Annotated in this window: 20 protein-coding genes; 13 read left to right on the top strand and 7 right to left on the bottom strand. The window is 60.1% G+C overall.

Annotated elements, in window-relative coordinates:
• Positions 1 to 12: 12 nt before the first annotated feature.
• Positions 13 to 963, bottom strand: coding sequence for a signal peptide peptidase SppA (gene sppA, locus AC1DNK_RS01570; RefSeq protein WP_112385268.1), 951 nt, complete (start codon positions 961 to 963; stop codon positions 13 to 15).
• Positions 964 to 1,177: 214 nt separating this feature from the next.
• Between sppA and lptC the strand changes: the two genes are divergently transcribed.
• From lptC to ptsN, 6 genes are all read left to right on the top strand, one after another.
• Positions 1,178 to 1,843: an LPS export ABC transporter periplasmic protein LptC gene (gene lptC, locus AC1DNK_RS01575; RefSeq protein ID WP_112385269.1), complete on the top strand. Its 666-nt coding sequence runs from the start codon at positions 1,178 to 1,180 to the stop codon at positions 1,841 to 1,843.
• A 15-nt stretch (positions 1,844 to 1,858) separates the two neighbouring features.
• Positions 1,859 to 2,473 carry an LptA/OstA family protein gene (locus AC1DNK_RS01580; RefSeq protein ID WP_112385270.1) on the top strand — a complete coding sequence of 205 codons (615 nt, stop codon included), beginning with the start codon at positions 1,859 to 1,861 and terminating at the stop codon, positions 2,471 to 2,473.
• Between the two features lie 36 nt (positions 2,474 to 2,509).
• Positions 2,510 to 3,292, top strand: a complete 783-nt coding sequence (gene lptB / locus AC1DNK_RS01585; RefSeq protein WP_112385271.1) for an LPS export ABC transporter ATP-binding protein — start codon at positions 2,510 to 2,512, stop codon at positions 3,290 to 3,292.
• 156 nt (positions 3,293 to 3,448) lie between these two features.
• Positions 3,449 to 4,987 carry an RNA polymerase factor sigma-54 gene (rpoN, locus tag AC1DNK_RS01590; protein WP_112385272.1) on the top strand — a complete coding sequence of 513 codons (1,539 nt, stop codon included), beginning with the start codon at positions 3,449 to 3,451 and terminating at the stop codon, positions 4,985 to 4,987.
• 219 nt (positions 4,988 to 5,206) lie between these two features.
• The gene (hpf, locus tag AC1DNK_RS01595) at positions 5,207 to 5,782 is read left to right on the top strand and encodes a ribosome hibernation-promoting factor, HPF/YfiA family (protein WP_112385273.1); all 576 of its coding nucleotides are present in this window, start codon (positions 5,207 to 5,209) and stop codon (positions 5,780 to 5,782) included.
• A gap of 70 nt (positions 5,783 to 5,852) precedes the next feature.
• The gene (gene ptsN / locus AC1DNK_RS01600) at positions 5,853 to 6,317 is read left to right on the top strand and encodes a PTS IIA-like nitrogen regulatory protein PtsN (RefSeq protein WP_112385274.1); all 465 of its coding nucleotides are present in this window, start codon (positions 5,853 to 5,855) and stop codon (positions 6,315 to 6,317) included.
• A gap of 74 nt (positions 6,318 to 6,391) precedes the next feature.
• Here ptsN and AC1DNK_RS01605 read toward each other — a convergent pair whose 3' ends face one another.
• The 3 genes from AC1DNK_RS01605 to AC1DNK_RS01615 all read right to left on the bottom strand — a co-directional run bounded on the left by AC1DNK_RS01605 (position 6,392) and on the right by AC1DNK_RS01615 (position 11,127).
• A complete protein-coding gene (locus tag AC1DNK_RS01605) occupies positions 6,392 to 8,725 on the bottom strand; it encodes a methyl-accepting chemotaxis protein (protein ID WP_477938989.1) in 2,334 nt (777 codons plus the stop codon).
• 231 nt (positions 8,726 to 8,956) lie between these two features.
• Positions 8,957 to 9,856 (bottom strand): ribokinase, encoded by a 900-nt coding sequence (locus tag AC1DNK_RS01610; protein WP_477938990.1) that lies wholly within the window; start codon positions 9,854 to 9,856, stop codon positions 8,957 to 8,959.
• Between the two features lie 44 nt (positions 9,857 to 9,900).
• Positions 9,901 to 11,127, bottom strand: coding sequence for a DNA recombination protein RmuC (locus AC1DNK_RS01615; RefSeq protein ID WP_477938993.1), 1,227 nt, complete (start codon positions 11,125 to 11,127; stop codon positions 9,901 to 9,903).
• A gap of 205 nt (positions 11,128 to 11,332) precedes the next feature.
• Here AC1DNK_RS01615 and AC1DNK_RS01620 point away from each other — a divergent pair, with 205 nt between their 5' ends.
• The 7 genes from AC1DNK_RS01620 to AC1DNK_RS01650 all read left to right on the top strand — a co-directional run bounded on the left by AC1DNK_RS01620 (position 11,333) and on the right by AC1DNK_RS01650 (position 16,364).
• Positions 11,333 to 12,829 (top strand): methyl-accepting chemotaxis protein, encoded by a 1,497-nt coding sequence (locus AC1DNK_RS01620; RefSeq protein WP_477938995.1) that lies wholly within the window; start codon positions 11,333 to 11,335, stop codon positions 12,827 to 12,829.
• Between the two features lie 97 nt (positions 12,830 to 12,926).
• Positions 12,927 to 13,442, top strand: a complete 516-nt coding sequence (def, locus tag AC1DNK_RS01625) for a peptide deformylase (RefSeq protein WP_112385279.1) — start codon at positions 12,927 to 12,929, stop codon at positions 13,440 to 13,442.
• Between the two features lie 66 nt (positions 13,443 to 13,508).
• On the top strand, positions 13,509 to 13,796 hold the full coding sequence (locus tag AC1DNK_RS01630; RefSeq protein ID WP_112538443.1) for a FitA-like ribbon-helix-helix domain-containing protein: 288 nt from the start codon (positions 13,509 to 13,511) through the stop codon (positions 13,794 to 13,796).
• Positions 13,793 to 14,212, top strand: a complete 420-nt coding sequence (locus AC1DNK_RS01635) for a PIN domain-containing protein (RefSeq protein ID WP_477938998.1) — start codon at positions 13,793 to 13,795, stop codon at positions 14,210 to 14,212. The genes AC1DNK_RS01630 and AC1DNK_RS01635 overlap by 4 nt, the downstream gene beginning before the upstream one ends.
• Before the next feature lie 19 nt (positions 14,213 to 14,231).
• Entirely contained in the window at positions 14,232 to 15,167 is a 936-nt protein-coding gene (fmt, locus tag AC1DNK_RS01640; RefSeq protein ID WP_477939000.1) for a methionyl-tRNA formyltransferase, read from the top strand.
• The gene (gene truA / locus AC1DNK_RS01645; RefSeq protein ID WP_477939002.1) at positions 15,167 to 15,970 is read left to right on the top strand and encodes a tRNA pseudouridine(38-40) synthase TruA; all 804 of its coding nucleotides are present in this window, start codon (positions 15,167 to 15,169) and stop codon (positions 15,968 to 15,970) included. Before fmt ends, truA begins: the two co-directional genes overlap by 1 nt.
• Positions 15,971 to 16,004: 34 nt before the next feature.
• Complete coding sequence (locus AC1DNK_RS01650) at positions 16,005 to 16,364, top strand: arsenate reductase family protein (protein WP_477939004.1); 360 nt, start codon at positions 16,005 to 16,007, stop codon at positions 16,362 to 16,364.
• Here AC1DNK_RS01650 and AC1DNK_RS01655 read toward each other — a convergent pair.
• The 3 genes from AC1DNK_RS01655 to dapD form a co-directional block, all read right to left on the bottom strand.
• A complete protein-coding gene (locus tag AC1DNK_RS01655; RefSeq protein ID WP_112385285.1) occupies positions 16,352 to 16,948 on the bottom strand; it encodes a hypothetical protein in 597 nt (198 codons plus the stop codon). The genes AC1DNK_RS01650 and AC1DNK_RS01655 overlap by 13 nt on opposite strands.
• The gene (gene dapE / locus AC1DNK_RS01660) at positions 16,935 to 18,128 is read right to left on the bottom strand and encodes a succinyl-diaminopimelate desuccinylase (RefSeq protein ID WP_477939005.1); all 1,194 of its coding nucleotides are present in this window, start codon (positions 18,126 to 18,128) and stop codon (positions 16,935 to 16,937) included. Before dapE ends, AC1DNK_RS01655 begins: the two co-directional genes overlap by 14 nt.
• A 111-nt stretch (positions 18,129 to 18,239) precedes the next feature.
• Positions 18,240 to 19,100 (bottom strand): 2,3,4,5-tetrahydropyridine-2,6-dicarboxylate N-succinyltransferase, encoded by an 861-nt coding sequence (gene dapD, locus AC1DNK_RS01665; protein ID WP_477939007.1) that lies wholly within the window; start codon positions 19,098 to 19,100, stop codon positions 18,240 to 18,242.
• Between the last annotated feature and the right edge of the window lie 142 nt (positions 19,101 to 19,242).

The following is a 19,242-nucleotide window of genomic DNA, read 5'->3' on the forward strand; positions in this document are numbered from 1 at the left end:
ATTGATTTCTTATCAATCGCGGCCAAACTGCCAAACTGAAACGAGCCCGTCAAGGAGCAACTTTTGTGGCAGAATGCCCTCAAGCGCTTGGCTTTTGACGAGGTCGCCGTAACCAAGAAGCGTCGCGACCTTTGAAAGGGCACCGGCGAGCAGGAAAGGCGTGTTGCTCTTCTTGTCCCAATCGACCACGGGCAGGTCCTTGCTGACATCCCGCTTGGCCAGATAGTCGCGAATTTCGGGGTCGCCGCCGAGCTGATCGACGAGCTTGACCTTCAGCGCCTGGCGGCCTGTATAGATCGTCCCATCGGCAAGCTTAAGTACTTCATCGCGTGGCATTTTCCGGCGATCGGCAACGAGATCGACGAACCAGGCATAGCTGTCCTGGACCATGCTGTTGATCATTGCCTTGGCTTCCTCGCTGGTGTTGTGGAAGGGCGAGGGCTCGGCCTTCAAAGGCGAGGACTTGATCTCCTGCAGGGACACGCCGAGCTTGTCGAGCAGCGGCTGGATCTGCGGGTACTGGAAGATGACGCCGATCGATCCGGTGATCGAGCTCTCGCCGGCGACGATCGTATCGCCTGCCGTGGCAATCATATAACCGGCCGAAGCGGCCAGCGTCCTCACATCCGAAACGACAGGCTTCTTGGCTGAAATCGCCCTGATCGCCTTGAAAATCTTCTCGCCGCCATAGGTCGTGCCGCCTGGCGAGGAGATCGAGATGATCACGCCCTTGACCTGATCATTCTCCTCGATCTTCTTCAGCCGCTCCAGCAATTCGTCGTCGTCGGTGATCAGTCCTGAAATCGTCACATGGGCGATCTGCGGCCGGCTCTGCTCGATATCAGCACGGAAGAACTGGTACAGAGAGAAGCCGAGTGCGACGAGAAGCAGCGCTGCGGCGATGCGCCAAAATCCGAGGCGCCGGCGAAGTTTGCGGCGGTCGGCGATCGTCGAGCTGTCCATAAGTCCTCCAGGGCCGGCGGCGGCCTCATTCACTGCGGCATGAGATAAGGCGGCATAGTGTTGTGAAAATGCCGGTTTACCTCGTTTTCATCCGTTTGTTGCTTGTTGCAGAAAAAAATCCATATTGGCAAGCTAATGTAATAATGCGAAACGATCTGTGATCGACGGTAGTAGTTCCTATATAGGAAGCCGATCAACAGACACGGACAGACCGATGCTCAACACCATCAACAGCGGCGGGGGGGCTGCAATTGCCAGACCCGAGCGCAACGCCTATGGCGCTGCGTTGCATCACTCCGCGCGCGTCCGCCGCCTGAAAGTACTGCTGCCGGTCACCGCCGTCATCATCTCGCTGATCTTCATCGCCGTCTCTATGATCCGGGCCTATCTGCCGGAGAATATCAAGATCGAAGGGGCCAAGATCGAGAACGGCAAGGTCGTCATGGCGAAGCCCGCGATCTCAGGCCGCAATTCCGACGGCATCAATTATTCCATGCTCGCCGAGCGCGCACTGCAGGATATCAAGAACCCCAGCCTCATCACGCTCGAGACGATCAAGGCAGCCGTTCCCGTCAGTGACGGCCTGGTCGCCAGCGTCGAGGCCTCTTCCGCAGATTATGACCGCGCGACGGACAAGCTGGCGCTGACTTCGCCATTCACTGTTATCATGAGCAATGGACTGAAAGCCGATTTCAAGTCTGCAAAGCTCGATATCAAGGGCGGCAGCATGTCGACTGATGATCCCGTTACCATCACGAAAGAGGGAACTTCGGTTGTTGCGAACTCCCTCAAGATGGCGGATAAGGGTCGCGTGATCACGTTCGAGGGGAAAGTTCGTATGAACGTCGATCCATCCGCCATCCGCAAACAGGGCACCTAACAGCCGGGTTATTTAATGACAAAAGATTGTCACTCTTCAGTACGTAAGTTTGGCGCAGCAGCAACCGGCGGCGCTCTGGCACTTCTGATGATCGCGGGAGCCGCGTTTGCGCAGGCGACCACCAGCCAGATGGATGGCCTCAAGCTCGACAAGAACGAGCCGATCCAGATCGAGAGCGACAAGCTCGAAATTCATGACCAGGAACACAAGGCCGATTTCACCGGCAACGTGAAGGTCGTGCAGGGCAAGACGACCCTGCAGGCCGGGCATATGACGGTGTTCTACAAGCCCAAGGCGGCAGCAGACGGACAGGCGACCGATGCAAAGGCGAAGCCCGATGCAGGTGCCGCGTCGATCTCCTCCGGCAATGCCGATATCGACCACATTCTGGTCAGCGACAAGGTGTTCGTCAGCTCCGGAACGCAGACGGCGACGGCCGATAACGGCGCGTTCGACATGGCGGCACAGACCTTCGTTCTGAAGGGCGACAAAGTCGTTCTCTCCGATGGCCCGAACGTCTTCACCGGCTGCCAGCTTACCGTTCACATGGAGACCGGGCAGGCGCAACTGGATAGCTGCGGGGGCCGCGTCCAGATCCAGCTTGATCCGAAGTCCCAGAAGAAGAACTGATCCGGCCCTCTCGTGAAACTTTTCTCGCTTCCCAAAATGTTCGGCCAGTCCGCGCCGCAGGCCGCGGACGGTTCCGCCGGAGACAAGAGCCGTTACCAGGGCACGCTGATTGCGCGGGGTCTGACCAAGACCTATAGCACGCGGCGTGTCGTCAACGGCGTGTCGCTGGTGGTTCGCCGCGGCGAGGCTGTGGGTCTTCTCGGGCCGAACGGCGCGGGCAAGACGACCTGCTTTTACATGATCACCGGCCTGGTGCCTGTCGACGAAGGCACGATCGAGATCGACGGCAACGACGTCACGACGATGCCGATGTATCGCCGTTCGCGCTTGGGTGTCGGCTACCTGCCGCAGGAAGCCTCGATTTTCCGCGGCCTGACGGTCGAGGAAAATATCCGAGCCGTTCTTGAAGTGCACGAGAAGAACAAGGCAGCGCGCGAAAAGAAGCTCGACGAGCTGCTGGAAGAATTCCATATCTCCAAGCTGCGCAAGGCTGCAGCAGTGTCGCTATCCGGCGGTGAACGCCGCCGCCTGGAAATCGCCCGCGCGCTTGCGACCGACCCGACCTTCATGTTGCTGGACGAGCCGTTCGCCGGCGTCGATCCGATCTCTGTTTCCGATATTCAGAACCTTGTGCATCATCTGACGGCTCGCGGCATCGGCGTGCTGATCACCGACCACAATGTTCGCGAAACGCTGGGCCTGATCGACCGCGCCTATATCATCCATGCCGGTGAAGTGCTGACGCATGGCCGCGCGAATGACATCGTCAACAATCCCGAGGTTCGCCGCCTCTATCTTGGCGACAATTTCAGCCTTTGATTGGATTGAAGCCGACGGAAATTCACCTTCCGCCATACTTGCGCTTGACCAAATAGAATAAAAAAGCAATTTTTGGGCCAACTGGATATCCGTGGCCCGAAATTCTTGTTTCGACGCGGTTTCCCGGAGGAAATGAACGGGAGTTTCGCGTCCGCCATGGCCCTGTCAGCCAATCTTTTCCTGCGACAGAACCAATCCCTCGTCATGACGCCGCAGCTGATGCAGTCCATTCAGTTGCTGCAGATGACGCATTTCGAACTCGTCCAGTTCATCGCCCAGGAAGTCGAAAAGAACCCGCTGCTGGAATTTCCGTCAAATGACGCGGAAACGGGCAGCGACCGTGTCGGCGAAGATGAGGGGCACGCGCAGCATCAGGCCGAAGACGGCGATAGCGGCGACGCGCTCTCCGGCGACTGGTATGACAATGGCAGCGAAGGCCGTGTCAGCCATCTCGGCGACGAACTCGACGCCAATTATTCCAACGTCTTTCAGGATGACGGCGCGCCGCAGCGCGCGGATGCGCCGGAGCTTCTCAGCCAATGGAAATCGATGCCGGGCGGCTCCGAGGGCGAGGGCTATGATCTCGACGACTTCGTCGCCGGTCAGGTCTCGCTGCGGGACCACATCATCCAGCAGATTCCCTTCATTCTGACTGGCGCTGCAGACCGGCTGATCGGTCAGCATCTTCTCGATCAGCTGGATGAGGCCGGCTACTTTCAGGGCGATATTTCCGAAGCCGCCGAACGCCTCGGTGCTGCAACCGCCGACGCCGAGCGGGTATTGGCCGAACTGCAGACGCTCGATCCTCCCGGCGTTTTCGCCCGCAATCTCGCTGAATGTCTGGCAATCCAGCTTCGTCAGAAAGATCGCTTCGATCCGGCGATGGAAGCCTTCGTCTCCAATCTCGAGCTTCTGGCGCGCCGCGATTTTGCGACCCTGAAGCGTCTTTGCGGCGTCGATGAGGAAGATCTCCTCGATATGCTGACAGAGATCCGCCAGCTGAACCCAAAGCCGGGCAGCGGCTTTGAGGCGGGCGTTTCAGAAGCGATCATGCCCGACGTCGTCGTGCGGCCATCGTCCGATGGCAGCTGGCTGGTGGAGCTCAATCCGGACACGCTGCCCCGCGTGCTTGTCAGCCAGGCTTATTTTGCGAATGTCACCAAGAATGGCGACGATCACGCCTTCCTCTCGGAATGTCTGCAGAATGCCAATTGGCTGACACGCAGCCTCGACCAGCGCGCCAAGACCATCATGAAGGTCGCGACCGAGATCGTCCGCCAGCAGGACGCCTTCCTGCTGCATGGCGTCGATCATCTGCGCCCGCTCAATTTGAAGACCGTCGCCGACGCCATCAAGATGCATGAATCGACCGTCAGCCGCGTGACGTCGAACAAGTACATGCTGACGCCGCGCGGTCTTTTCGAGCTCAAATATTTCTTCACAGTGTCGATCAGCGCGGTGGAGGGTGGCGATGGTCATTCGGCCGAGGCGGTACGCCACAAGATCCGCGCGCTGATCATGCAGGAAAGCCCGGAAGCAGTGCTTTCCGATGACGATATCGTCGACATGCTGAAAAAAGGTGGCGTCGATCTGGCGCGCCGCACGGTCGCCAAGTACCGCGAAGCGATGAATATCGCCTCTTCTGTTCAGCGCCGGCGCGAAAAGCGCGCGCTGGCAAAGGTTGCAGGCTTCTAGGCGGACTCCCGCGGTTGGCGTTGACTTTTTGGTAACCTGCCTTTATTAGCCCGCCGCAATTGGCGCTGTGAAACAGCGTTCGGACTTATCCCCATCATCCTCAGGGCGCTTGAAGCACGAGACTTAAGCCGATCTTGCTTGAGTTTGCGTGAAGTGCTTGGATGAGAGGTAGGCTTGGCGTAAACTGGTACCGCAAACCACTATAAGAAGGGAAACTCCATGAGTGTGCGTGTATCCGGTAAACATATGGAAATTGGTGACTCGTTCCGTCAAAAGATCGAGGAGCAAATGGCCATGGCCGTCACGAAATACTTCGACGGGGGATATTCTGGTCAGGTGATCGTTGAGAAGTCGAGCTCGCGCTTCTCCGCGGATTGCAAGCTTCATCTCGATAGTGGGGTGGTGCTGCATGCTGCAGGAGAAGCAATGGATCCGCAGGTCGCATTCGATGCCGCCTCGGAACGCATCGAGAAGCGCCTTCGCCGCTACAAGCGGAAGCTGAAAGATCATCATGCCGGAAATCATCTGAACGGTTTTGCGGAAGTCGCCTATACGGTCATGGACGGCGTTCCTGACCACGAAGAAGAGGTTCCCGACGATTTTGCCCCGGCTATCGTAGCCGAGAGCACGAAGCAGCTGAAGACCATGTCCGTTGCGACCGCCGTGATGGCGCTCGACATGACGGACGAGCCGCTGCTTCTGTTCCGCAGCCCGGGCAAGGAACAGTTAAACATCGTTTACCGCAGGCATGACGGTAATATTGGCTGGATCGACGCAGCCAATATCAAGAGCTGAGATCGGGCGATGAGCGGCGCGTTGCGCCGCTCTTCCAATCACCCGGCTTTGGCGACAGAAGGAAAAAGAAATGGCATTGGCAGACCTGCTGCACCAAGATGCGATTATTCCCGCCCTCAAGGTAAATTCCAAGAAACAGCTGCTTCAGGAATTGGCGGCAAAGGCCAGCAAGATTACCGGCCTTTCCGAACGGGAAATCTTCGACGTCGTATTGCAGCGTGAGCGCCTGGGCTCGACGGGCGTCGGCAACGGCATTGCAATCCCGCATGGGAAAATTGCCAGCGTTCGCTCGATCGTCGGTGTCTTCGCAAGGCTCGAAAGCCCGGTCGATTTCGAAGCGCTGGACGATCAGCCCGTCGATCTCGTCTTCCTGCTGCTCGCTCCCGAAGGCGCGGGCGCCGACCATCTGAAGGCGCTGTCGCGCATCGCCCGTGTGCTGCGTGACCAGGATCTGGTTGCCAAGCTTCGCGCGACGGACTCTGCCTCGGCGATCTATGCCTTCCTCAACGAAGAGCAGGCCTCGAACGCCGCCTGAGATTTTCAAGTGTAGAAATGAAAGAGGCGCCCGGGATGACCGGGCGCCTCTTCTCGTTTGAGATGGGATAGCTCTCAGAACTCTTCCCAATTGTCCTGTGCGACTGCAGCCGAGCCATGGGCGACTGCGGCACGGCGCGGCGCCGGAGCGCGATAGGCCGGGGCAGGGGCCGCGGGAGCACGCATATGCTGGGCCGTTGCCCTGAGTGCCGCACTGTTTGCCTGGCCGGAGACGCGGAAGCGCAGCACGAGCGCCTTCAGTGTCTGTGCCTCGTCGTTGAGCGTGACGCTGGCTGCGGTCGCTTCTTCCACCATCGCGGCGTTCTGCTGGGTCACCTGGTCCATCTGGTTCATGGCTTGGTTGACCTCCTTCAGCCCGATCGCCTGCTCGCTGGCGGAGGCGGAAATCTGGCGGATCAGCTCGTTGATGCTCATCACCTGATCGGCGATCTTGTGCAGCGTGCCACCGGCACGGCCGACGAGATCGACGCCTTCCTTGACCTGGACGGCCGAGGTATTGATGAGCGTCTTGATTTCCTTCGCAGCACTCGCCGAGCGCTGCGCCAGTTCGCGGACTTCCTGCGCGACGACCGCAAAACCCTTGCCGGCCTCACCTGCGCGAGCAGCTTCGACGCCGGCGTTCAGAGCAAGCAGGTTGGTCTGGAAGGCGATCTCGTCGATGACGCCGATGATGCGCGACACTTCGGTCGAAGACTGCTCGATGCCCTGCATCGAAGCGATTGCCTTCTGCACGACTTCACCAGACTTCTCTGCATCCTCGCAGGCCAGGTTGACATTCTCGGCAGCAGTCCGGGCGTTCTCGGCGCTAGAATTGACCTGTGCGGTCAGCTCGTTCAGCGCAGCTGCAGTCTCTTCCAGGCTTGCGGCCTGCTGTTCCGTGCGCTTGGCAAGATCGGAGGCACTGTTGCTGATCTCGCTGGTGCCGGAGCCAATGTTGCCGACGCTGAGGTTCATCGTGTTGATCGTTTCTTCGAGGCTGGCGAGTGCAGCGTTGAAGTCCTGCTTCAGCTTTGCATATTCGCCAGGGAACTCGTCGTTGATCCGGTGGCCGAGATTGCCCTGCGACAATTCGGAGAGACCGGCACCGACGATGGCAACGATCTGGCGCTGGAGCGCGACCGACTGCTGGCGCTCGCTTTCGGAGCGGCTGCGTTCGGACTCAGCGGCACTGCGCTGGCTGTCGGCCTCGGATTCGAGGCGGCGCGTATCGGCAAGCGCAAAGCGGAAGCCCTCGAGTGCCTTGGCGACCGAACCGATTTCATCGGCACGCTCCTGACCGGCCACGGGCTGCTCGTATTGGCCATCGCTGAGCTTCTTGACGCCGGCGACCAGCTGGCCGAGCGGCTTCTGCACGAGAGAGCGGACGGCGAAATAGAGGGCCAGCATCACGGCGCCGAGCACCACGATGCCGCCGATGATCATCATGAAGGTCTGATCCTGCACCGGAGCATTGATGGCGCTGTGCGGCACGTCCACGAGTACGACCCAGGTGGCGTTGAGATCGGGAACGGCGAAAGGATAGACGACGCGATCGAAGGGCTCATAGCCGTCGAGCGAGAGATTCTTGACAACGCCAGGAGTCATCGAGCTCAGGGCGGACTTGACCTGGGCCGAACCCTCAGCGTCGCCGTAGGGCTTCGACATCAGCTCCTTCGTCGGCGCGACGATCCAGTTGCCGTTCTGGGCAACCAGCGTCACACGGCCGGAGCCGAAAGGATGCAGGGCCTGCAGCTTGTCGGTCAGCGACTTAAGCGAGATATCGACGCCTTCGACACCGATCATCTTGCCGCCGGAGACGACGGGATAAGCGATCGAGGTCAGCAGCGTCGGGACATCCGTGCCTTCAGCAAGGTAAGGCGTGGTGATGGCACCCTTGCCGCTTTCGGCAGCGAGCTTCCACCATTCGGCCGTATAGTCGTTGTCGAAGGTCGAGAACTGGATCGCGCCATCCTTGGTCTTCGACCAGTAAGGCGTGAATGCGCCGGCCTTGTTGGTGCCCTCGTCGAGCTTGTCGGCAATCTCGGTGGTCTTGCCGTCGAAGGCGCCGAGCTGTTCGCAGAACCAGCTGCCGAACGCGAAGGCATTCTTTTCGAGATTGGCCTTCAGGATATTGATGATGCCCTTGCGGTCGAAGTTGCCACCTTCGTGGCCGCGGCCGACAACGCCGGACATAGAGCGCGCAGCACTCGCCAGTTCGCCGACATTGGCGGCGATTTCGTTGGCGATGGCTTTTGCCTCAAGATTCGCCTGGTCCATCGTCAGCGTCTGCACGCGGCTGCGCGTCTGATCGATGAGGAAAAAGTTTGATACAAAAAGGACGAGCGCGATGGCGACGCCGGTGATGACAATGAGTTTTGCGGCAAGCGACTTCATGCGGAAGATGAACATGGTGCCTCGGCGGGGCGACTTGCCGGACGAACATTTCCGGCACAGGCGAGGGTGAGCCGCACCGTCATGGAGCAGCCGTGCAAAAGTCCAGGCGCCGTTAAAATTGAAGCCTGACGATCGCCGGAAAGATCGCCAGAAATCTCTTAAATTTGAATGAAACTGTACGAATTGAGCCCCTGAATTGCCTTGGCGGCAGAGGGTTTTCGTAGAGTGTATCGGAAACAGAAAAGTCTATAGCTTGTTTGCGACCTCAGCGCTGAGAGGGATCGACGGCTGAGCTCCCGCCTTGAGGCAGGCAAGGGATCCGGCAATAGCGGCGCGGCGCAGTGACGTGTCAAAATCGAGACCGTCGTCGAGGCTTGCGGCGAAATAGCCGCAGAAGGTATCGCCGGCACCGACGGTATCGACGGGCTCGATTTTCAGTCCTTTTGCCCGGACGAGCTCGCCATCGCGAATGGCAATGACGCCATCGGCGCCAAGTGTGACGATCAGCGTCTGTCCGGTTTCGCCGTGAAGGCGCTTCAAGGCGGCCTCGCGATCGCCAGCGCTCATGCCTTCTTGTCCGGCCAGAAGCTCGAATTCCGTTTCGTTGGCGATGACGATATCTGCCAGCCGCCCAAGGCGCGGCGCATCGGCAATCAGCGGTGCGAGATTGAGTATGCTGCGGATGCCCTTCCTGTGGGCCGCATCAAGAGCCTTCTCGACGGCAGCCGGGGGAACCTCAAGCTGCAGCATGAGAATATCTTTGGGTTGCATTGCCGCAACCGCGGCCTCGGCATCTTCGGGGCTGACGGTGCCGTTGGCACCGGGAACGACGGCGATCATGTTTTCGCCGTCGCCGCCCACGAGGATCAGGGCGGTGCCGGTTGGGCCATCCACATGATTGACCTTGGAAAGTCCGGTACCGGCTTCACTGAGAAGCGCGATGGCGGGGGCGGCGAATTCATCCTTGCCGACTGCGCCGGCCATATTGACGGTGCTGCCTGCACGGCGCGCAGCAAGCGCCTGGTTGGCACCCTTGCCGCCGGCGGCAGTCGCAAAGCCAGTCCCAGCCACGGTTTCACCCGGCTTCGGCAGGCGCGCGGTGGTGGCGATGAGGTCCATGTTGATGGAGCCGAACACAGTGATCATGTGGATGTCCCGTCCTTTAATTGGCGCGACACTGCCCGAAGGGCTCACTCCTCGTCAACCACCCTGAGCTTGAGAAGGCCTGTCCGGCTCTCGACTGATTTCGCTGCTGGCTGGTCTTCGCGTTCCGGTTTGCCGGTATCGCCCGTCGCTTCGAATTCGAGAGCCTCGATCTTCGAGCCACGCTTGGTCAGCTTGTCGGCGGAGGTGACGATCATGTCGACATCCTTCTGCGCCATGGCGAAATGCCCTTGCAGCTTGCGCACCCGCTCATCGAGGCGGCCGAGATCGTCCATGAGGTTTGCGACTTCACCCTGAATGACGTGCGCCTGTGCGCGCATACGCTGATCCTTGAGAACCGCCTGGATCACCTGGATCGACAGCATCAGCAGGGAAGGAGACACGATGACAATCCGGGCGCGATGCGCCTTCTGGATGATCGGCTCGAAATTCTCGTGAACCTCGGCAAAGATTGATTCCGAGGGCACGAACATGAAGGCAGTGTCCTGGGTTTCGCCCTGGATCAGATACTTTTCCGAGATATCGCGAATATGCACTTCCATATCGCGCCGGAACTGCTGGGAGGCGATCTTGGTGGCATCTGGGCCGCCGGCGTCGCGGATGGCGTTCCAGGCTTCGAGCGGAAACTTGGCGTCGATGACGAGCGGCGGTGCGCCATTCGGCATCTTCACGGTGCAGTCCGGCCGGGAGCCGTTGGAAAGCGTCTGCTGGAAGGCGTAGGCGCCCATCGGCAGTCCGTCGGCGACGATCGTCTCCATCCGCGATTGGCCGAAGGCGCCGCGCGTCTGCTTGTTGGAAAGGATCGCCTGCAGGCCGACGACGTCCTTGGCAAGCATCTGGATGTTGTTCTGGGCGACGTCGATGACAGCAAGCCGCTCCTGCAGCTTCTGCAGGTTTTCGTGGGTCGATTTCGTCTGTTCGGTGATCGTGTGGCTGACCCTCTGCGACATGCCATCAAGACGCTGGTTGATCGCCTGATTGAGCTCTGCCTGCCGCGTGCCGAACACTTCCGCCATGGTCGAAATGCGGCCCTGCATCTCCGCCTGGATTTTCAGAAGCTCCGACATGCGCATATCGGCTTCCGCCGATCGGATCGCGGCTTCCTCATTCTGCTCGCGCCGCAAGTTGTTGCTTCTGAACAGCAAGAACACGAGGACGACGACCATGGCGGCGATGGCGCCGCCTGCGATGGCGAGAATGGCCGGATTGACGGCGGCAAGCGAGATAGTGAGCGAGTCGGCAGAATTGTTCATCCGGCCACCATAGCAAACTTCAAATCATTGACCAGATCAAAACGTGAACGAATCCACAGGTAGCTTTGGTATGATCAAAAGGCCGCAGTCCACTTTGGGAGGGGGACGACAAATCGTGGCCATGCTTAACGATTGCTCAACCATATTTTAGAAATGTCTCTGCCGAAACAGATCCTTACCGCGCATCGCGCAGACAGAGAACATCATGAGCAGCCAGCAATCGCAATCCGACCTCAAGCAGCGCCTCGACTTCATCGAGCTCGACGATGCTGCCCGCAAGACGATGAGCGAGATCCGGCCTGTCATCAGCTCGCTGGTCGGCGGTGCGCTTGACAAATTCTATCAGAAGATCGCCAAGACCCCGGCCGTTGCCAGCTTCTTCTCCGACAAATCCCATATGGGCCACGCCAAGAAGGCGCAGGAGAACCATTGGGCCAATCTGGCTGGTGGCAATTTCGACGAAACCTACGTGAAGGGCGTCACCGCAGTCGGCCGCACTCACGCCCGCATCGGCCTGGAGCCACGCTGGTATATCGGTGGCTACGCGATCGTCATGTCCGAGCTCGTTAAGGGCATCATGGACAAGCAGTGGCCGTCGATGTTCGGCCGCCAGCAGGGCAAGGTACTGGCCGAGAAGCTTTCCGCCGTCATCAAGGCCGGGATGCTGGATATGGACTATTCGATCTCCGTCTATCTCGAGGCATTGGAAGAAAAGCGCCGCAAGCTGGAGGAGGACCGCGCCAAGGCGGAAGCCGACCAGGCGATGGCGCTCGATCATCTGCGCCGTGGCCTGGAAGCGCTCTCCGCCGGCGACCTCGATGCCAAGCTACCCACCGACCTTCCGGGCAATTTCAAGCATATGGCCGACGACTACAATCGCGCCGTCGCCGCGCTGCGCACGTCATTCGGCTCGGTTCGCAGCAGCTCGGCTGAAATCCTGCGCGGCACGGACACGATCTCCAAGGCTGCCGACGATCTGGCGCTTCGGACCGCACAGCAGGCTGCGGGCGTCGAAGAAAGCTCAGCTGCGCTCCAGCAGCTGTCCGTCAGCGTCGGGCTGACCGCCGCCAATGCCGAGAAGGCCTCGGATGCGGTGCGTGAAACACAGCAGCGTGCGAAGAATTCCGGCGAGCTTGTGAACAGCGCCGTTTCCGCCATGGCCGGTATCGAGAAGTCGTCGGATGAAATCGCCAAAATCATCGGCGTCATCGACGAGATCGCCTTCCAGACCAACCTTCTGGCGCTGAATGCCGGTGTCGAAGCGGCACGTGCAGGCGAAGCAGGCAAGGGCTTCGCGGTCGTCGCCCAGGAAGTCCGCCAGCTTGCCCAGCGCACTGCAGAAGCGGCAAAAGAGATCAAGAACCTGATCTCGCAGAGCTCTGCGCAGGTGGACCAGGGCGTCGGCATCGTCAGTAGCACCGGCGAAGCACTGGGCGACATGATCAGCCGCATCGACATGATCAATCATGTGGTCGCAGAAATCGCCGCTGCCGCTCGCGATCAGGCGACCGGCGTCAACGAAGTCAGTGTTGCAATCCGCAACATGGATACGATCACCCAGCAGAATTCTGGCATGGTCGAGCATACCTCGGCCGAGACCCGCCGTCTGCGCGGCGAAGTCAGCAATCTCATGGAGTTGCTGCAGCGTTTCGGTACTCGGATGGAAATGCGCAGCAGCGCTCCCAGCCGCCGCGCGGCCTGAGACGAATACGGCGATTTTCCGGAGGCGCACATAAAAAAGCGCCTCCGGCACTTCCCGGATAATTCCCTCGCTTTAAAAGATAGGTTATGGGAACGCCATGACCATCAAGCCACTTATCATTCTTCCCGATCCCGTTCTCCGCCAGGCTTCCAAGCCGATCGAGCGCGTCGATGACGAGCTGAAGCGTCTCGCCGACGATATGCTGGAGACCATGTACGACGCCCCCGGTATCGGCCTTGCCGCGATCCAGATCGGCGTTCCGCGCCGCATGCTGGTTATAGACGTGGCGCGCGAAGGCGAAGACAAGCAGCCGCAGGTGTTCATAAATCCGGAGATCCTCAAGTCTTCGGAAGAGCGTTCCGTTTATGAGGAAGGCTGCTTGTCCATCCCGGATTATTACGCCGAGGTCGAGCGCCCTGCCGTCATCACGCTGAAATATCTCGACCGTGACGGCAAGGAACAGACCATCGATGCCGACGGCCTGCTGGCCACCTGCCTGCAGCACGAGATCGATCACCTCAACGGTGTGCTGTTCATCGACCATATCTCGCGGCTGAAGCGCGAAATGGTGATCAAGAAGTTCACCAAGGCTGCCAAGTCCAAGGTCCTCTGATCTGTGCATTGAACCTGCGGCGTTGGCGCGTTATGATATCAGCGATATCATGACGGAGGTACGGGCATGGGTGATCTTCTGATCCGCGATATTTCCGACGCGATGAAGCGGGATATTGCTTTGCGCGCCGAGAAGAACGGCAACAGCCTTTCCGACGAGGCGAAAAACCTGCTGCAGAAGGCGATGGTTGACATCTCGGACAACGATGCGCCGGCGCGGTCGGCCCTTGATGGCTTTCGCGAAATATTCTCGCCGCTGACCGAAGATGAGCAAGAAGAATTCGCAGGGATCATGGACGAGATCGAAGCGGAGCGGAAGAGGGACTTTGGCCGGCCTCTTGAGGGCTTCGATTGATCGTTCTCGACACCAATGTGATCTCGGAGATTGCCAAGCCGGCTTCGAATTCGCGTGTGCTCGCATGGGCTGCTGCCCAGTCCGAAGACAGTCTCTACCTCTGTGATGTGGTCCTTATGGAGCAAGCGTACGGAGCCGAGCGAATTTGGCTTCGTGACAAATCTCCTCGCTACCGTGAAGTACTCGATCGGCTACTGGCCGTTTACAGGGGGCGAATACTTGCTTTCGAACGACATACTGCGGTCGAAACAGGCAGGCTCCGTGCCCGCCGTGAATCGATCGGCAGGCCGATCTCGGTCCAGGACGCGATGATCGCCGCAATCTGCCTGTCTCATGGCGCGGCCCTGGCCACCCGCAACATAAAAGACTTCGAGGGGCTTGATCTCAAGCTGGTAAACCCGTTTGAAGACGGTTGATCGTTAACGGCGGAATAGAATGTCACTTCGCATCATCTTCATGGGGACGCCCGAATTTTCCGTTCCGACGCTGCGCACGCTCGTCGATGCTGGGCATCGGATCGTTGCCGTCTACAGCCAGCCGCCGCGGCCAGGCGGCCGCCGTGGGCTCGACCTGCAGAAATCGCGGGTCCATCAGGCTGCCGAACTGCTGGGCCTGCCGGTCTTCACGCCGGTGAATTTCAAGGACCCCGAAGAGCGGGAAAAATTTCGTGCTCTTGGCGCCGACATTGCCGTTGTCGTTGCCTATGGGCTGCTGCTGCCGGAAGCTATCCTGACCGGCACGCGGGATGGCTGCTACAATGGCCATGCGTCCCTGCTTCCGCGCTGGCGTGGCGCGGCGCCGATCCAGCGGGCGATCATGGCAGGTGATACCAAGACCGGCATGATGGTGATGAAGATGGACAAGGGCCTGGATACCGGCCCTGTCGCGCTTACCCGCGAAGTCGAGATCGGCCCGAGCATGACGGCAGGAGAACTGCACGACAAGTTGATGCACACCGGCGCCAAGGCGATCGGTGAGGCGATGGTGGCGCTGGAATCCGGCAATCTGCCGCTGGTGCCGCAGGCCGAAGAAGGCGTGCTCTACGCCTCGAAGATCGACAAGGGCGAAACGCGCATCGATTTCAACAGGGACGCCGAAGCCGTTCACAATCACATTCGCGGACTGGCGCCGTTTCCCGGTGCCTGGTTCGAACTAGAGAGTGGTGGCAAGTCCGAGCGGGTCAAGGTACTAGGATCGGAACTGGCGACCGGCTCGGGCGCTGCCGGAGAGCTTCTCACCGGCGATCTCGTCGTTGCCTGCGCAACCGGCGCCATCAGGCTCACCCGTTTGCAAAAAGCCGGCGGAAAGCCGCTCGCGGCGCCAGACTTTCTGCGCGGCACGCCGCTTTCGCCCGGCACAAGGCTCACCTGATGCCGCGCTACCGGATGACCGTCGAATATGACGGCGCGCCCTATGTCGGTTGGCAGCGCCAGGACAACGGCCCATCGGTCCAGGGCGCGATCGAAGCGGCAATCCTGTCGTTGAGCGGCGAGACGGTTTCCGTCCGGGGCGCAGGGCGCACCGATTCCGGTGTCCATGCGCTCGGTCAGGTAATTCACGCGGATCTCTCCAAGGAATGGGCTGACTTCAAGCTTCAGAACGCATTGAACGCGCATCTCAGATTGGCCGGCGAGCGGGTGTCGATCATCGAGGTCCAGGCCGCGCCCGAATTCTTCGATGCTCGCTTCTCGGCACTTCGCCGCCACTATCTCTACCGGATCATCACCCGCCGCGCACAGCTTGCGATCGAAGCGGGTAAGGCCTGGTGGGTGCCGAAGACACTCGACCATGAAGCGATGCATGAGGCGGCCCAGAGGCTGGTCGGCAATCACGATTTCTCTACATTCCGGTCGGCTCACTGCCAGGCCAAGAGCCCGGTGCGCACGCTGGACAGGCTGGATGTCACGCGCACAGGCGAGCTGATCGAGATACGGGCGACGGCACAGAGCTTTCTCCACAACCAGATCCGCTCCTTCGCCGGAACGCTGAAGCTGGCGGGTGAGGGAAAATGGACGCCGGATGACGTGCAGACAGCCCTCGAAGCTCGCGACCGCAAGGCTTGCGGGCCGGTAGCGCCGCCGGATGGGCTTTATTTCATGCAGGTCGATTATCCGGACGTGATTCCGGACAGACGAAAGGGAGCAGATAGCGACGACGGTGACGATCTATCATAACCCCGCTTGCGGAACCTCGCGCAATACTCTGGCTATGATCCGTCAATCAGGCGAGGAGCCCGTTGCCATCGAATATCTGAAGACGCCGCTTTCGCGGCACGAGCTTGCGGCGCTGATTGCGAAAATGGATATTTCTGTGCGCGATCTGCTGCGCGAGAAAGGCACGCCTTACAGCGAACTGGGCCTTGGCGACCAATCCCTGTCCGACGCCCAGTTGCTGGATGCGATGGTAGAGCATCCAATCCTGATGAACCGGCCTGTCGTCGTGACGGCAAAAGGCGCAGCACTTTGCCGCCCTTCGGAACGTGTGCTGGATCTTCTTCCCAATCCGGATATTGGCCTGTTCACCAAGGAAGATGGCGAGGTCGTGCCGGCGCGGGGTCAGGCGGGATAGATCCCGAGAAACTTCTGAAGATATTCGGCAAGCATCATCGTCGGCACCAGCAGCGCCAGCGTCAGCGCCCCGACCATTAGCCCGTGTCCATGGAAGATCATCCGCAGGATGCGCGCCAGAATGAAGACCTGCGCGATCATCAGGATCAGCAGCAGGATCGAGACGACGCTCACCGTTCCCGGAATGAAGAACACCAGAGCCAGCAGCAGCCCGTTGATGTAGGAGAGCGGCACGCCCAGCCAGTTGACGCTGACGACGACTGCAGCAAAGCGGTTGCCCATCTTGAAGATCAGCAGCAAAAGCCCGGCCAGCACCAACGGTGCGAACCAGTTCGCCACCTCCACCATTCCAAGACGGAGGTAAAAGGGCAGCCCGACATCGTAATGCGGCGGCATAGTCTGCAGGAAGGCCTGGCGCCACCAGAGCCAGGAAATGCCCATTGGCGGAAGGCACCAGACCATTGCCCAGAACGAACGGTTCACGCCCCTGTCTGAGACATCGAGAAAGCGGAAGCCGCGCGGATCCATGCGGATCAGCAGCCAGAGCCCCGCCAGATAATATTGGACTTCCCTAAGCCCCGGCATTCTCGAACCAGCGCTCGATGAACGTTTCGTAGATGACTGTCAGCGTCTCCAGATCGGCGACGGCAACGCGCTCATCGACCATATGCATGGTCTGGCCGACGAGACCGAATTCAACCACGGGGCAATAGTCCTTGATGAACCGCGCATCCGAGGTGCCGCCCGTCGTAGACAGCTTCGGCGCCTTGCCGGTGACGCTCTCGACAGCCGAAGACAGAGACGCGATCAGCGCGTTGTTGCGGGTCAGGAAGACATGGCTGGGACGGTCGGCCCAGACGATCTCGTAGCGAACAGCATTACGGCCCGGCCGCAATGCGCCCTCGGCAGCGGCGCCATCGAGACGGCTGATGATTTCAGCGCGCAGCGTGTCGGCGGTCCAGGTGTCGTTGAAGCGGATGTTGAAGCTCGCCGTCGCTTTCGCGGGAATGACGTTGGTTGCCGGATTGCCGACATCAACCGTCGTCACTTCGAGATTGGAGGCCTGGAAGCTTTCGGTGCCGGTGTCGAACGGCGGATCCATCAGCGCCGTCGTCAGCTGCAGCAGGCCGCGAACGGGATTGTCGGCGAGATGCGGATAGGCTGCGTGGCCCTGGACGCCATGAACGGTGATCTTGCCCGACAGCGACCCGCGCCGGCCGATCTTGATCATGTCGCCGAGCGCATCCGGATTGGTAGGTTCGCCGACGACGCAGGCATCCCAGCGCTCGCCGCGCTCTGCCGCCCATTGCAGCAGCTTGGTCGTCCCGTTGATCGAAGGTCCCTCTTCGTCGCCGGTGATCAGGAAGGAGATCGAGCCCTTGGGCGCGCCGTGCTTTTCGATATGTCGCGCGACTGCCGCCACGAAGCAGGCAATGCCGCCCTTCATGTCGACGGCGCCGCGGCCGAACATCTCGCCACCGGCGATCTCGGCGGCAAAGGGCGGGTGTGTCCAGGCGGCCTCATCACCAACAGGAACAACATCGGTATGGCCGGCAAACATCAGGTGCGGGCCGTCGTTTCCAATGCGCGCATAGAGGTTTTCGACATCGGGTGTTCCAGCCTCTGTCGCCATCACCTTGTCGACCGTGAAGCCGAGCGGCGACAGCATCGCATCGAGCGCCGAAAGCGCACCGCCTTCAGCCGGCGTGACGGATGGGCAGCGGATGAGTGTCTGGAGATTGGCGACGGGATTGGTAGCGGTCATGACGGTCGAATTATCCGGCGGGGATGGCAAAGAAATGGCGAGGCGAATGCCGCCTCGCGTTAAAAGAGCGCCGTCTGTTTACCGGATCGATGTCCGGCTGTCACTTCAAGCTTAGTCGCGCAGCAGCTCGTTGATGCCGGTCTTCGAGCGGGTCTGCTCGTCGACCCGCTTGACGATCACGGCGCAGTAGAGATGCGGCGCCGGCAGGCCGTTCGCCATGGTCTTGTTACCCGAGGGCATCGAGCCTGCGACGACGACGGAGTAGGGCGGCACTTCGCCATAGGTGACTTCGCCGGTGGCGCGATCGACGATCTTGGTGGACTTGCCGATATAGACGCCCATGCCGAGCACCGAGCCCTCACGGATGATGCAGCCTTCGACGACTTCCGAGCGGGCGCCGATGAAGCAGTTGTCCTCGATGATTGTCGGGCCGGCCTGCATCGGCTCCAGCACGCCGCCGATGCCGACGCCGCCGGAGAGATGCACATGCTTGCCGATCTGGGCGCAGGAGCCGACCGTTGCCCAGGTATCGACCATCGTGCCTTCGCCGACATAGGCGCCGAGGTTCACGAAGGACGGCATCAGCACGACGTTCTTGGCGATAAAGGCCGAGCGGCGGACGATGCAGTTCGGAACGGCGCGGAAGCCGGCATCCCGATACTGGTTCTCGCCCCAGCCTTCGAACTTCGAGGGGACCTTGTCCCACCAGGTCGAGTTGCCCGAGCCACCCTTGACGACTTCCATGTCGTTCAGGCGGAAAGAGAGCAGTACGGCCTTCTTGAGCCACTGATTGACCGTCCAGGCGCCGTCAGTGCCGCGTTCGGCGACGCGTGCCTTGCCGGCATCGAGCAGTTCGAGCGCAGCTTCGACCGCATCGCGGATTTCGCCCTTGGTCGAGAGGCTGACGCTGTCGCGGTTGTCGAAGGCCGCTTCGATGGTCTTTTCGAGGGATGCAAGATCGGTGGCGCTCATGAGAATTCCTTAAACTTCGAACTTTATCCTGAAGGCTACAGGGCCTCCGGGAATTGTGATCGGCGGGATGCGATCTGCTCTATCGCATGGGCGCCCAAAATGGAATGATTTTTCGAACCAGATCGTTTCTGGATTCAAGGCG

This window comes from Rhizobium sp. 01N424, assembly GCF_056399485.1.